This is a genomic window from Polynucleobacter sp. JS-Mosq-20-D10 (assembly GCF_018687755.1).
GTDB lineage: Bacteria > Pseudomonadota > Gammaproteobacteria > Burkholderiales > Burkholderiaceae > Polynucleobacter.
On record NZ_CP061305.1, the window covers coordinates 910,953 to 925,060 of the forward strand.

A 14,108-nucleotide genomic window follows, 5' to 3' on the forward strand; every position below is an offset into this window, starting at 1 on the left:
CCTATGGTGATGCTGTATTAGTTGGAATCGATATATTGCCACTATTCAGAACCCCCTGTTTAGTCTAGAATGATTCCTATGGGCCTGACTCTTTATTTGCGTGTTGCCGTCCTATCTTTCACCTTGGCCCAAATAAGCGCCTGTACAGTTGATAAGCTAGAGGCTAGGTTACAGGCTGACCCACAATGTAAATCAGTCGTGAATTCTAAAACTGGTACCGTAATGCCGTGCCCCGGTACTGATAAAGAATTTTATAAATCTGTGCCAGCTTTAAATATGACAGTGCCCAAGGCGGTTCAAGCTGAAGTGGTGCAATCATCTCCTTCCAGCTTAGCATCCACTCCAAAAGTCCTTACTTCACCACTAGAGTGCAGGCCACAACTTCATCAAAAGTCTGGCAGCTTGATGCCTTGCCCAGCACCTTAGGTTGCTTGGGTTCATAGTTTGTATTAAGCGTATGATTTGATACCGCTAGCTGTAAAGCTAATATCAAGCAAATCACTCACTGGAAGAAAATATGAACAAATTAGGCGCTTTAGTTGCCGCAATCTCCGTAGCTGCATTAGCTGCCTGTAGCAACACGCCTAAATTGGCAAGCCAGCCAATGCCCAAGTCTGGTTTTCTACCAAATTACTCGGTGCTAATGCCGATGGCGACATCTGAGGCCGATACTCGTATATGGAGATACCGTAAAGCCGATGTTAATCCAGGCGCCTACACCGCAGTGATCTTAGATCCAATCTACTTGAACCAAAATGCTACTAAGGAAATTTCTCCAGAGGTGATTAATCAAGCGCAGATTGCATTGCAAGATTCGATGGTGAATGCTGTAAACAGTCGTGGCAATATTAAAATCGTAAATCAACCCGGTCCAGGGGTTGCTCGAATCTCCGTTGGTATTACTGGTGCGGAGAGCTCAGCAGATAGCCTGCAGCCATGGAATTTCACGCCGATTGGCTTGGCAATGAATGCGGCTGCTTATGCTGGTGGTGTGAACTCTAAAACACCGGCAATGTTGGTAGAGAGCAAGATTACCGATAGCCAAACTAAAGAAGTCATTGGCGAGGGCTTAGTCACTATTCAGGGTGAATCTTTTCGGACTGGCGGCGGTTCAGTTGAATCATTTGTAGCCATGGCTAAGAAGGTGGTCAAGGTAGCAATGGAGACTTCTGCAGACCCAAGAGCAACTGCCACAAAATAAGACTTCCTATGCGATTTTCTATCGGTAGCTTATGCCTCATCGGCACGGCAGCGTTCATGTTTCTAGCGGTCCCCGCCTATGCTAACGAAGCTTCACGTAACAAAGAGATTCAAGAGCGCTTTGCTAAATGCGATACCGATCGAGACGGCAAGTTGACTATGGTTGAGGCTAAGGGCTGTATGCCTCGAATCTATGATCATTTCAGCAGAATTGATGAGCAGGGCAGGGGGTATGTCACCGTCGCTCAAATTCAGGCAATGGCAGATCGTTAATCTATTGAGCGAGCCTCGGTAACTTTTTAGAATCTGCAGGCCAAGTCAGCACAATCTTCGGATCAATCTCTAAGATCTTCTTATCTTTGTCTGGATAGTCCACTCGTGATAATAAATCGGCAATCAGATTGAGGTGTGCAAGCTTTTTATCATTAGCACTTACAACTGTCCATGGGGCATCTGATGAGCTAGTTTTTTTGAGCATGCTATCCCTAGCGTCTGAGTAGGCGTCCCACATCTTTTGTGCTTTTTGATCTATCGGGCTAATCTTCCATTGCTTAAGTGGATCCTTCGCGCGATCCTTGAGTCGAGAAACTTGCTCTTCTTTACTGATATCCAGGTAATACTTCATTAGCTGGATATCTGATCCGACCAGTAGAGATTCAAAATCATTCACCGTATGCATAAACTGCTTGTACTGCGCATCAGTGCAAAATCCCATGACTTTTTCAACGCCCGCACGGTTATACCAACTGCGGTTGAATAATACGAATTCACCTGCAGTTGGAAGTTGAGCAACATATCTTTGGAAGTACCATTCGCCTTCCTCGCGCGGGGAGGGCTTATTCAGGGCAACGACTCTGCTATCTCTAGGGCTTAATGTTCCGTAATGCTTTTAATGGATCCGTCTTTGCCGGCTGTATCACGCCCTTCGAAAATGACTAAGAGTCGCTTACCCTTTTGAATAATGTGACGCTGAAGTTTGACCAATTCAATTTGAAGAAGTCTGAGGTCTGCCTCGTAAGTGTGTTCATGAATGTCAGATTTACTCACGGGCAGACTTCACTATGCAATTGACTATGAAGCAGTTGGCGTTGCTGGAATCACTTTTTTCGCAACTACTTTCTTGGCAGGAGCCTTTTTCGCTACTACTTTCTTTGCTGGCGCTTTCTTAGCTACGACCTTTTTAGCTGGAGTCTTTTTTGCAGGGACTTTTTTGGCCGCTGCTTTTTTGGAGACTACCTTTTTAGCTGGAGCTTTTTTCTCGAGCTTGTCCAAGGCTTTTGCAAGCTTGTCGATGAGCTTTTCTCTATCTGCCTCGAGCTTATCTAGCTTTTTCAATAATTGCTTCACTAATTTTTTCTGACTCATGGTGTATTCCTTTCAATAGGATGCTGTTTATTCAATCTGCGTAAATGGCCGATGTCTCATTCCTGATCCTACGTTTTATTGGGATGAGTTTCAAGCGATTGTGACAGTCAGCGCCATATTTAATTGGGTGCTACGTGTATTTCATCCCCTGCAAGAGCAAGGAGTTAATATTTAGTCTTAGTCCCATTTTGAAAAGAAAGCATCTATATGCGCCCACCCCTGAAATACATCCTCTCCGTCAGCTTGCTGCTCCTGAGCTCTTTGGTTTCCGCGCAAAAAAATGATGCCATTATTCAGACGGGGCAAGTGCAGGAGGCCATGGCACGAGGCGCAATTCTTTGGGATGTGCGCGATGAAAAAAGTTACTTAGAGGGGCATATCCCTGGCGCAATCAATATCGGTGATGCAGGCAACATTCTGAGGGATGCAAATAAAGAGGATTACATCGCCACCGCAAAAATTCAGTCTATTTTTAATGCTGCCGGACTCGATGTGAATAAAGACATTGTGGTGTACGGCTCGCGCGGAAATCCCTACGCTTACTTTGGCCTCTATACGATTCATTATTTTGGCGGTAAGCAGGCTCAAATCTATCACGACGGGGTTGATGCTTGGAAATCGGCTGGATTACCGCTTCAAAAGGAGCGCCCCAGTCTGCCGGCTGTTTCCGTAACACTGGTGCCTCAGCCTCAGTTGCTGGTGACAAATGAGGAGATGCTGAGGTTGGCTCAAACAAAATCGGTCCAAATTATTGACGCGCGAACTCCTGATGAGTTTTCTGGCAAAGATGTTCGTGCAATTCGAGGTGGCCACATTCCCAATGCAATCAATATTCCCTACGAGGAAAATTGGCAGGATCCTGCAACGTCCATTAAGCTTGGCAAGAAGCAGGTATCTGATAATTCGGGAATGGCTCTAAAAAGCCAGGCAGATTTGAAAAAGTTGTATTCGAACCTGGACCCCAATCAAGAGACAGTGGTCTATTGTCAAAGCGGTGTGCGTGCTGCTGAAACAGCCACAGTCCTCAAAAATCTTGGTTTTAAAAAGGTGAAGGTTTATGACTCATCGTGGCTGGGTTGGGGAAATAACCTCAAAGCTCAAGTCTCTGACGAAAGTTTTTTAAATGTAGGCGCCCTGAATGCAAAAATATCTGCAATGCAAAACAAGATTAATCAGTTGGAAGAGGCTTTAAAGGCCAGAGGTAGCAATTAATGCTCACCATTATTTGGCTCTAAATTAAAAAACCCCAGATAGGAGATCTTCTGGGGTTTTTTTGAGTGAAGCGGATTATTCTGGGTGGAAGTTATTGCTGGCCATAAAGCTGATAGTGCGCTCAAAGCCCAAAATACGGATGTAGCGCCAGGCGATATCGCGGTATTTGCTGTCTAAATAGCCAATAGCGACTTCAGGCGTCCTTTTAGACAAGTCGATCTGCTCAATGGTGCGGGCCCAACGTTTAAGTCTTGTTGACATTTTTACTACCTCCATGAGCATACAACGCATGGAAAAGAGGCTGAGATGACAGAAATAAGTAATATTTTTAAAGAAATTAACAAAAACTAGTCAAATCAATTGTTTTTACCACTTTAAAGCTGCTTTTCCGTTGCAACTCGCTCTTTTTTTGCTGCCTTAGCCCGCGCTTTGATGGGTTTGAGGAACATCAGCAGACATACAAACCCGACTGTTCCTATGGTGGTTTCTAGAGCAGCCATCCAAAAATTGACTCCAGTTTCCAAAATACGGACTAAGCCCTCGGTGATGTAGAGCAGGATCAGCATGGAGGCCCATTGCATGGTGTAGACATTACCTCTCCACAGGCCTGGAATGGCAAATAACAAGGGGATGGCCTTGAGAATGAGCCAAGAGCCTCCCGGCCTGAGTGGTGAGATAAACCATTCCCAAGCAATACACAGAATAAACAGGTCAACAAAAGCTGCTGTAGCGATCAGTTGGTAGGGGTTTTTGGAGAGCCAGCTTTTGAGCATGAATTGCCTTAAATGAGTTTGAGTGCTGCAAGTGCCAAGCGTTTACCTTGTGCAATAGCCAGGCGCTGTTCTTCAGCGCTAATCGGCGCTCGACCATCAGCGTGTGCAAGGTGGGTAACGCCATAAGGACTGCCACCGCTTGAGGTGCTCATCAGGTCTGGCTCGCTATACGGTATGCCCATGAGCATCATGCCGTGGTGAAGCAAGGGAATCATCATGGTGAGAAGGGTGCTTTCTTGACCCCCATGCAGGCTACCCGTACTAGTAAAGACGCAGGCTGGTTTACCAACGAGAGCCCCATTGAGCCATTCTGAGGAGCTGCCATCCCAAAAGTATTTCATGGGAGCGGCCATATTGCCAAAGCGCGTAGGAGAACCTAGGGCTAGACCAATACATTCTTTTAGGTCGGCATATTCAACATAGGGAGCGCCATCAGCCGGGACAGCGGCTTCCGTAGCCTCACATACTGTGGAGATCGCTGGCACGGTGCGTAGTCTGGCGTTAACGCCCGGGACACTTTCAATACCCTCGGCAATCAGTCGAGCTAAGTCTCGGGTTGCTCCATAGCGTGAGTAGTACAACACTAAAATGTCAGATTGGCTCATATTCTTCTCTTATCTCTTATGATATGGGCGATGCGCCTCATACAGAATCCTCAATTATGGCTCTCTCTTGGGAAAGAGATCTGGGATCGTAACCGGGGTCAAAATCTGAAGCAAGTAGCGGCTAGCTTGGCCTTTACCACCACGCTTGCTTTGATTCCAATGCTAACTGTGGCTTCCATTTTGATCGGCTATCTCCCCAGTGTAGTTCGAATTAAGTATGCCTTTCAGACCTGGTTACTGGACACCTATATGCCGGGTGGTTTAAATCAGCAGGTCTTTAATTACTTGGATCAATTTTCAGCTCAGGCCAAAGGCCTCACCTTGATTGGTTTGGTCGTCCTGGTGATTACCACGCTCATGACATTGGCAGTTATTGAGAGTGCCTTTAATCAGATCTTTCGTGTCTCTGAAAGTCGACCTATTTTGAAGAAGGTTGCGATCTATTCATCCGCAACCATATTGGGGCCCATCCTATTGGGTATTGGCACCTATTTGAGTGGTCTTCTATTTAGTGCGGCAGAGGGTTGGACGGAAACCCTGAGTTTTGGTTTGGGGTTTGTGGCAACGGTGGTGCCAGTACTTCTGGCCATATCCGTATTTTCTGTCGCTTACAAAATCCTCCCTTATACCCAAATTGAGTGGCGCGATGCTTTAAGTGGCGCTTTCTTTGCAGCTCTGACTTTTGAGTTGATGAAGTTTGGCTTTGGTCTATTTCTAACCAATGTCGCCTTTTACAAGACGGTCTATGGCGCTTTTGCGATCTTCCCATTGGTGCTGATTTGGATTTACCTTACCTGGTGGATTACCTTGGCTGGGGCGGTCCTAGTTGCCAATCTCCCCAGCATTCGGAATGGGTTGCTTAGGGTTATTCGTTACTGAAATACTTTCCGTGCCCCTTGATTCCTTGGGGGCATAAGAATATATTGGTCAGGTAAGAACCCATTAGTGGAGATCAAATGAAAGTTTGCGACATACTGCGCGTTAAGGGCAGCACACTATTTACAGTGGCTCCGGATACTGCTTTGCAAACGGCCGTCTTGGTCATGAGTGAACATGACATCGGCTCATTGGTGGTGATGGAGTACGACAAGCTCGTGGGTATCCTGACATTCCGTGAAGTGATTGCAGCTTTGGCAAAACACCATGGCAAATTAGATGACCTCAAAGTTCAAGGCGTCATGAATGCCAAGCCTTTGACGTGCAACATGGAGACTGAGATTGATGAGGTTCGCCGCATGATGCTAGTTGACCATGCCCGCTACTTGCCGGTGATTGATCAAAAGATGTTGATGGGCGTTATTTCTTTCTACGACGTGGCTAAATCCGTTGTTGAGGCCCAGGACTTCGAAAACACCATGCTCAAGGCTTACATCCGAGACTGGCCAGAAGAGGCCGAAAAAGCTACTCCATAGACTCAGCCTAGCCCAAGCCTCCGAGCAATGACATAATGTCAATATGTCAGGAAATACATTAGGCCTTCTCTTTACTGTCACCACTTTTGGTGAATCCCACGGTCCCGCCATTGGCGCTATTGTTGATGGATGCCCTCCAGGCATGTCTCTGTGTGAGGCGGACTTGCAGATTGATTTGGATCGTCGCAAGCCAGGAACCTCACGCCATGTTACCCAACGCCAAGAGGCTGATAGAGTAGAAATTCTGTCTGGTGTGTATGAAGGCAAAACCACGGGTGCGCCCATTGGCTTGTTAATTCGGAATACCGATCAACGCAGTCAAGATTACGGCAACATCCTCCAAACATTTAGACCTGGTCATGCGGATTACGCTTATCACTATAAATACGGTTTGCGTGATCCTCGTGGGGGTGGGCGCTCTTCAGCAAGACTGACCGCACCTGTAGTAGCCGCAGCAGCGATTGCCAAGAAGTGGCTCAAAGAACAATATGGCACGGAGTTTTATGGCTATATGAGCCAGCTCGGTGAAATCGAAATCCCATTTAAAGATACAGCGCTAATTGAGAGCAATCCTTTCTTTGCCGCTAATGCCGATATCGTTCCTCAGTTAGAGGCTTATATGGATGCGCTGCGCAAAGCAGGGGACTCTTGCGGGGCGAAGATTGAAGTGCGGGCGCGCAATGTGCCCATCGGATTGGGTGAGCCTTTATTTGATAAGTTGGATGCTGATATTGCGCATGCCATGATGGGTATTAATGCAGTGAAGGGCGTTGAGATTGGCTCTGGCTTTAGGTCAGTAGCGCAACGTGGCAGTGAGCATGGTGATGAATTGCATCCAGATGGATTTGCTAGCAATAATGCAGGCGGTACTTTAGGCGGTATCAGTACTGGCCAAGATTTGCGTGTATCGATTGCTATTAAGCCAACCTCCAGTATTTTGAGCCCAAAAGAATCGGTTGATTTAGATGGCAAACCTATTACTGTGCAAACTAAGGGTCGTCATGATCCTTGTGTTGGTATTCGCGCCACTCCAATTGCGGAAGCGATGTTAGCCTTAGTATTGATAGACCACGCTTTGCGTCATCGTGCCCAATGCGGCGATGTGAAACATGCTGTTCCGTCGATCCCTGCTGCACGTCCTGGCTCTGCAACGGATTAAATTCAAAATCCATTTTAGAAAACTAAAAAGAAAATGACACCTTCAGTGCGCTGGGCCTTCGGGTCCTTTTTCTTTTTGTATTTCGCTTATGTTGGTTTAGTTTCTCCATACGCTAGCCTCTTTTTTCTAGATCGTGGTTTTAGCGTTATTGAGATTGCGATCTTAATGTCTATGCTGCAAATTACACGAATAGTGGGACCGTTCTCTTGGGGGTGGTTGTCGGACTACCTATCGGATCGCATCGGCATCATTCGCTTTTGCGCTTGCTTTGCGGCAGTTACTTTCTTAAGTATCTTTTTTCTCAATAGCTACATTGCTTTTTTTATTTGGATGTTTGTGCTGCACACCATCCTCAGTAGCTTGATGCCATTGGGTGAGTCGGCCACCGTACATGCTTTATTTAAAGACAATTCATTTGATAAGCGTTACGGTCGTTTGCGTTTATGGGGCTCAATTGGTTTTATTGCCATGGTCTTATTTGCGGGTGAATTATTTCAGCGCAAGGGCATCGAGCTTTACCCTATTGTGGGCGCGGTGATTTTGGCCTTCTTGGCGCTGGTCACCTTTCGCTTGCATGAGCCCAAGATGGAGCGTCGTAAGATGGTTAAGGGTGAACTGCTGATTGTTCTGTTTAATCCGGATGTGCGCTGGTTCTTGCTCTCAGGATTTTTTATGATCTTTGCGCATGCTGCTTTGTATGTGTTCTATTCGCTCTACCTCGCTGATTTAGGTTACGATAAATTCCAGATTGGTTTGTTTTGGGCCTTAGGCGTCGCAGCTGAAGTGTTCTTCTTTTACTTCCAAAGCAAGGTACTAAGTCGCTTAGATGCCGAAGTTGTTTTGCAAATCGCTTTTGGTATTGGCGTGTTTCGATTTATCTTGATGGCCTTCTTCCCGCTAACTTGGGTTCTGATTCTGGCTCAGCTCATGCACGCCGGTACTTTTGGCGCACACCACAGTGCGGCTACAAAACTATTGCAACGCTGGTTTACTGGCTCATTACAAGCACGAGGACAGGCTTTAATGGCAACCGTGTCTTATGGCTTAGGCGGAACGCTGGGTGGTTTACTTGCTGGTTGGTTATGGGATGCTACTGAGCCCCGCAATGTATTTGTGATGGCGGCTTTAGCCTGTGGTCTAGGAGGCATGGCGATTGGCAAATTGCGCCCTCGCCACTACCCCCCTAGGTAACTGAATCAGCAATCTTTACATTGATCCATAGTTTGGACCACCACCACCTTCAGGGGTTATCCAAACAATATTTTGACTTGGATCCTTGATGTCACAAGTCTTGCAATGCACACAGTTTTGCGAATTAATTTGCAACTGCGGCTGCCCCTCTTTTTCTACATACTCATACACGCCAGCAGGGCAGTAGCGTTGCTCTGGACCTGCGTAGGTTTTGAGATTGAAGTTCACTGGTACCGATGCATCTTTTAAGGTGAGGTGGACGGGTTGATTCTCAGCATGATTGGTATTGGAGATAAATACCGATGAAAGGCGATCAAAAGTGATCTTGCCATCCGGTTTTGGATAGTCAATTGCTTGGTGCTGGGCTGCTGGTTCTAGGCATTCATGGTCTGCATGCTTTAAGTGAATGGTCCAGGGCATATTGCCACCCAAAAGTTTTTGCTCAAGGCCCACCATGAGAGTGCCAAGGTAGAGCCCTTTAGACATCCACGGTTTAAAGTTGCGCGCTTGATTTAGCTCAGTATGCAGCCAGCTATTTTTAAAGGTGCTTGGATATGCGGCCAAGACATCAGCCGAGCGATTTTCAGCAAGTGCAGCAACTGCAGCGTGTGCAGCCAGCATCCCGGTCTTGATGGCAGCATGACTTCCTTTGATGCGTGAGGCATTTAAGAATCCAGCATCACAACCAATCAGTGCACCGCCGGGAAAAACTGTTTTAGGCAAGCTGTTTAAGCCACCCGCTGTCAGTGCTCGTGCACCGTAAGCCAAGCGCTTACCGCCCTCAAAGGTCTCACGAATCTTCGGATGCAACTTATAACGTTGAAACTCCTCAAACGGCGAGAGGTACGGGTTCTTATAAGAAAGACCAACAACCAAACCAACGGCAACCTTGTTATCACCCAGGTGATACAGGAAGGAGCCCCCATAGGTATCACTCTCTAACGGCCAACCTGCAGTATGAATCACCAAACCAGGCTTAGACTTGGAGGGCTCGACCTCCCATAATTCTTTAATGCCAATGCCATAGCTTTGGGGATCGGCATCTTTGTCCAACCCAAACTTGGCAATTAGTTGTTTGCCTAAATGTCCACGCGAACCTTCGGCGAATAGGGTGTACTTGGCACGCAATTCCATGCCAAGCTGAAATTGATCGGTGGGTTGACCTGCTTTATCCAAACCCATCGAGCCAGTGATCACGCCACAAACAGCGCCATGCTCGTTATAGAGAATTTCTGCAGCAGGAAAGCCTGGAAAGATTTCTACGCCCAGGTTCTCAGCCTGTTGACCTAGCCAGCGAGTGACATTAGCCAAACTGACAATATAGTTGCCTTCATTTTTAAAGCAATGGGGCAGCATCCAATTGGGAACTTGAAATGAGCTCTCTTTGGTTAGAAATAAAAACTGATCTTGGCTTACTTCGGTATCCAGTGGTGCGCCTAGCTCTTTCCAGTTGGGGAAGAGTTCAGTTAATGCCTTAGGGTCCATGACGGCGCCAGACAAGATGTGTGCGCCGATTTCAGATCCTTTTTCAAGAACGCAGACACTAATTTCCTTGCCAGATTCATTGGCTAGCTGTTTGGCTTTAATGGCTGCGGACAAGCCTGCAGGACCACCCCCCACGATAACGAGGTCATAGTCCATGGATTCTCTGGGTCCAAACTGTTCGAGTAATTCCTGGGCAGTCATTTCATTTCTCCGACATTACTTATCAATAGGGCGCATTAGGCATTGTGGCTCTTTGGTATTTTGAGCATTTCTGCCACCTTTGAAGCACTAAGCTATACCTATAGTTTAGTTCCAAGCCATAAAAACCAAGTTAGCGCCCAATGCTAATAGGCTGAGAGGTCTAAGGCGTTATGATTACTTTTTTACCTTTTTGGCAATATTAGGACGAATTTATGAATAAAACTTACCCATCTGCTGTCGATGCCTTGCGGGATATCTTGAAAGATGGCCAAAAACTGGCTGTTGGTGGTTTTGGTTTGTGCGGCATTCCAGAGGCGCTGATTGCCGCAGTCAAGGATTTGGGTGCGCAGAATTTAACAGCAATTGCCAATAACGCGGGTGTAGATGGCTTTGGTTTAGGTCTATTGCTGAATTCAAGACAAGTAAAAAGGATGGTTGCATCCTACGTAGGTGAGAACAAAGAATTTGAGCGCCAGTTTTTGGCTGGTGAGCTTGAGTTGGAATTTACTCCGCAAGGAACTTTAGCAGAAAAGTTACGTGCTGGCGGTTGCGGCATTCCTGCTTTTTATACCAAAACAGGTGTGGGTACTTTAGTTGCTGAGGGCAAAGAAGAAAAAGAGTTTGATGGTGAGCGCTACATCATGGAGCGTGCAATCGTTTCTGACATCTCACTTGTGAAAGCGTGGAAGGCAGATAAATCCGGTAATTTAATTTATCGCTATACCGCCCGTAACTTTAATCCTATGGTTGCAATGGCTGGCAAGATCACGGTTGCTGAAGTCGAAGAGATTGTGGAGAACGGTGAATTAGATCCCGATCAGATTCATACACCAGGTATTTATGTGCATCGCTTGGTGCTGAACACTTCGCCTGAGAAGCGTATTGAGCAACGCACGTTGTCTGCCGCTTAATACCTATAGACGCCATACAAAAACAGAACAGAATATTTAGGAAGATCGACATGCCTTGGAATAGAGATGAAATGGCAGCACGTGCTGCTAAAGAACTAAAGGATGGTTATTACGTCAATTTAGGTATTGGTATGCCAACCTTGGTAGCCAATCATGTACCGGAGGGCATGGAAGTGTGGCTCCAGTCTGAGAATGGTTTATTGGGTATCGGCCCGTTTCCAACCGAAAAAACGATTGATGCGGATTTAATTAATGCGGGCAAGCAAACAATTACTACTTTGCCTGGTTCCTCCATTTTTTCTTCTGCAGATTCCTTCGGAATGATTCGTGGTGGAAAAATTAATATCGCGATTTTGGGTGCGATGCAAGTAAGTGAGTATGGCGACTTAGCGAACTGGATGATCCCTGGCAAGATGGTGAAGGGTATGGGCGGCGCCATGGACTTGGTTGCTGGCGTAAAGCATGTGGTTGTCTTGATGGAGCACGTTGCTAAGAAAAAAGACGGCACCGAAGAAATCAAGATTCTGCCTAAGTGCACTTTGCCATTAACTGGGGTGGGTGTTATTAGCCGCATCATTACTGACCTTTGCGTGCTCGATATCACTCCAAAGGGTTTGAAGTTGGTGGAGTTAGCTCCTGGCGTCACTAAGGAAGAGGTCATATCCAAAACAGGCGCCCCTATAGACGTCGCAGGTTTCTAACCTTTTTTGATAGATAGTGAAATAATGGGGTCGATGACCCCATTTTCTTTTGTAAAGATACCCTTATGAGCGTTGTAGATCATTCACTTCACGCACACAAGCAGGGTGATGCTAAGCATACCCATAGTAAGGAAGTCTCTAACCAAAATCTCTTGCTGATCGCCTTGGTGCTCACACTCGGTTTTTCAGGGGTTGAGGGTGCCGCTGCTTACTTTGCGAATTCTTTAGCGCTGATATCGGATGCTGGTCATATGGTGACTGATGCTGCTGCGCTAGGTCTGGCCTTGTTGGCGCAAATCATCTCTCGTCGTCCGCCATCATCCAAACATTCGTTTGGATTTGGAAGAGCTGAGGCCTTGGCAGCTTTTGTCAATAGCATTGCGATGCTGGCCTTAGTTGCATGGATTATGTTTGAGGCAATTAGTCGATTCTATGACCCGCATAAGGTGGATGGCTTAACTGTCACCATAGTGGCTGCCATTGGTCTGATCATGAATATTGTGGTGGCATGGGTGCTGTCGCGCGATAAAAAGAGCGTCAATACTCGCGCTGCCTTGGTTCATGTCATGGGTGACTTGCTAGGTTCCGTAGCCGCTCTGATTGCGGGTATTGTGATTCAGCTTACTGGATGGATGCCAATTGATGCCATCTTATCTATCTTGGTCTCTCTCTTAATTTTGAAGTCCACCATTTCCATTTTGAAGGAGTCCTATCACTTTCTTATGGAGGGAGTACCTCTACATATCGACTATCTACAAGTTGGCCAGGATTTAAAAAAGGTGCCTGGTGTTTTAGCGGTTCATGATCTGCATGTTTGGGAGATGACTCCCAGCTTCCCGGCACTGATTGGCCATATTGAAATTGAGCGCATGGATGAGTGGCCAGAAATTATGGCGCGTATCAACGCGATGTTGCTTAGCGAGCACGGCATTGATCATGTAACGCTACAGCCAGAAGTTCCGGGCATGGCGGAAGAGCATGCGCGTGACGAACTCCTAAATGCTGAGATTCAAAAGCCGAACGTTACTCATCATGGCGATACTTTTTATGTGACTTGTACCAGCCCCGATGGCCCGCATCGTATGGCTTACCACGCCTGGGGTAATCCTAATAATTCAAAGGTTCTAGTTTGTGTTCATGGTCTAACGCGCAGGGGAAGTGATTTCAAAACTCTGGCAGAGGCAATGAGTCAGGATTACTACGTCGTTTGTCCAGATGTAGTGGGCCGGGGTGATTCTGATCGACTTAAGAATCCTATGCTATACGCCGTTCCTCAATACGTCGCAGACATGGCAAGCTTGATTGGGCATCTCGGCGTTGCACAAGTTGACTGGTTTGGAACCTCTATGGGTGGCTTGATTGGTATGGTCTATGCCGCAATGCCCAAGAATCCGATTCGCCGCATGTTGATTAATGATGTAGGTCCACGCATTGAGCCTGAGGCCATCAAGCGCTTAGGTTCTTACGTCGGTCAACCTTTTAGCTTTTCTAATCGTGCAGACGCTCTGCAGCGTTTAAACGAAATCTGCGCATCTTTTGGCAGTCATACTCCGCAAGAGTGGGAGATTTATAACGGTCCCATGCTCGTGCAAAAAGATGGGTTTTGGGTAATGCACTACGACCCTAATATTTCTGTGCCGTTTGCATCGGTCAATCCGATTATGGCAAAGGCGGGAGAGATGGCGATGTGGCATGCCTTCAAGCAAATCCATATCCCGATGTTGATCGTGCGTGGTGGTGAGTCAGATTTGCTTTCCGCTAAAACTGTAGCCGAGATGTGCAAGCTCAACCCCTACATTCGGAGTATTGAAATTCCGGAAGTTGGTCATGCCCCCGCCTTTGTAAAGTCAGAGCAAGTGGCTTTGGCAAAAGAATTCTTTAGTTAAGGATTTC

16 protein-coding genes and 1 pseudogene are annotated in these 14,108 nt (G+C 46.7%); 11 read left to right on the forward strand and 6 right to left on the reverse strand.

From position 1 onward, the window contains the following. Window positions 1-78 precede the first annotated feature (78 nt). The 3 genes from FD967_RS04705 (at window position 79) to FD967_RS04715 (ending at window position 1,473) form a co-directional block, all read left to right on the forward strand. Window positions 79-426, forward strand: a complete 348-nt coding sequence (locus tag FD967_RS04705; protein ID WP_215326978.1) for a hypothetical protein — start codon at window positions 79-81, stop codon at window positions 424-426. 91 nt (window positions 427-517) lie between these two features. Beyond that, entirely contained in the window at window positions 518-1,201 is a 684-nt protein-coding gene (locus FD967_RS04710; RefSeq protein WP_215326979.1) for a DUF3313 domain-containing protein, read from the forward strand. A gap of 8 nt (window positions 1,202-1,209) precedes the next feature. Beyond that, entirely contained in the window at window positions 1,210-1,473 is a 264-nt protein-coding gene (locus FD967_RS04715) for a hypothetical protein (protein ID WP_251369099.1), read from the forward strand. A 1-nt stretch (window position 1,474) separates the two neighbouring features. Here FD967_RS04715 and ppk2 read toward each other — a convergent pair. Together ppk2 and FD967_RS04725 are read right to left on the reverse strand one after the other, a co-directional pair. After that, window positions 1,475-2,253: pseudogene (gene ppk2 / locus FD967_RS04720) on the reverse strand (polyphosphate kinase 2). Window positions 2,254-2,271: 18 nt separating this feature from the next. Next, a complete protein-coding gene (locus tag FD967_RS04725; protein ID WP_215326980.1) occupies window positions 2,272-2,565 on the reverse strand; it encodes a serine/threonine protein kinase in 294 nt (97 codons plus the stop codon). 207 nt (window positions 2,566-2,772) lie between these two features. Here FD967_RS04725 and FD967_RS04730 point away from each other — a divergent pair, with 207 nt between their 5' ends. Continuing rightward, window positions 2,773-3,777 (forward strand): sulfurtransferase, encoded by a 1,005-nt coding sequence (locus FD967_RS04730; RefSeq protein ID WP_215326981.1) that lies wholly within the window; start codon window positions 2,773-2,775, stop codon window positions 3,775-3,777. Window positions 3,778-3,852: 75 nt separating this feature from the next. Here the strand turns inward: FD967_RS04730 and FD967_RS04735 are convergent, their stop codons facing one another. The 3 genes from FD967_RS04735 to wrbA all read right to left on the reverse strand — a co-directional run bounded on the left by FD967_RS04735 (window position 3,853) and on the right by wrbA (window position 5,155). Further along, entirely contained in the window at window positions 3,853-4,038 is a 186-nt protein-coding gene (locus FD967_RS04735) for a hypothetical protein (RefSeq protein ID WP_046330073.1), read from the reverse strand. Window positions 4,039-4,151: 113 nt separating this feature from the next. Continuing rightward, entirely contained in the window at window positions 4,152-4,550 is a 399-nt protein-coding gene (locus tag FD967_RS04740) for a DUF2069 domain-containing protein (protein WP_215326982.1), read from the reverse strand. A gap of 8 nt (window positions 4,551-4,558) precedes the next feature. Then, window positions 4,559-5,155 (reverse strand): NAD(P)H:quinone oxidoreductase, encoded by a 597-nt coding sequence (gene wrbA / locus FD967_RS04745; RefSeq protein ID WP_215326983.1) that lies wholly within the window; start codon window positions 5,153-5,155, stop codon window positions 4,559-4,561. A 30-nt stretch (window positions 5,156-5,185) separates the two neighbouring features. On the opposite strand from wrbA, the gene FD967_RS04750 reads away from it, so the two are divergent. The 4 genes from FD967_RS04750 to FD967_RS04765 all read left to right on the forward strand — a co-directional run bounded on the left by FD967_RS04750 (window position 5,186) and on the right by FD967_RS04765 (window position 8,917). Then, window positions 5,186-6,034 (forward strand): YihY family inner membrane protein, encoded by an 849-nt coding sequence (locus FD967_RS04750; protein ID WP_215326984.1) that lies wholly within the window; start codon window positions 5,186-5,188, stop codon window positions 6,032-6,034. Window positions 6,035-6,111: 77 nt separating this feature from the next. Then, window positions 6,112-6,567: a CBS domain-containing protein gene (locus tag FD967_RS04755; RefSeq protein ID WP_215326985.1), complete on the forward strand. Its 456-nt coding sequence runs from the start codon at window positions 6,112-6,114 to the stop codon at window positions 6,565-6,567. Between the two features lie 43 nt (window positions 6,568-6,610). After that, window positions 6,611-7,726 (forward strand): chorismate synthase, encoded by a 1,116-nt coding sequence (gene aroC, locus FD967_RS04760; protein ID WP_215326986.1) that lies wholly within the window; start codon window positions 6,611-6,613, stop codon window positions 7,724-7,726. Between the two features lie 33 nt (window positions 7,727-7,759). Further along, entirely contained in the window at window positions 7,760-8,917 is a 1,158-nt protein-coding gene (locus FD967_RS04765) for an MFS transporter (protein WP_215326987.1), read from the forward strand. 15 nt (window positions 8,918-8,932) lie between these two features. Here FD967_RS04765 and FD967_RS04770 read toward each other — a convergent pair whose 3' ends face one another. Further along, on the reverse strand, window positions 8,933-10,603 hold the full coding sequence (locus FD967_RS04770; protein ID WP_215326988.1) for an electron transfer flavoprotein-ubiquinone oxidoreductase: 1,671 nt from the start codon (window positions 10,601-10,603) through the stop codon (window positions 8,933-8,935). Window positions 10,604-10,815: 212 nt separating this feature from the next. Between FD967_RS04770 and FD967_RS04775 the strand changes: the two genes are divergently transcribed. From FD967_RS04775 to FD967_RS10825, 3 genes are all read left to right on the forward strand, one after another. Next, window positions 10,816-11,514: a CoA transferase subunit A gene (locus tag FD967_RS04775; protein WP_215326989.1), complete on the forward strand. Its 699-nt coding sequence runs from the start codon at window positions 10,816-10,818 to the stop codon at window positions 11,512-11,514. Window positions 11,515-11,564: 50 nt separating this feature from the next. Next, entirely contained in the window at window positions 11,565-12,215 is a 651-nt protein-coding gene (locus FD967_RS04780) for a CoA transferase subunit B (protein WP_215326990.1), read from the forward strand. A gap of 65 nt (window positions 12,216-12,280) precedes the next feature. Further along, a complete protein-coding gene (locus FD967_RS10825; protein ID WP_215326991.1) occupies window positions 12,281-14,101 on the forward strand; it encodes an alpha/beta fold hydrolase in 1,821 nt (606 codons plus the stop codon). Window positions 14,102-14,108: the final 7 nt, after the last annotated feature.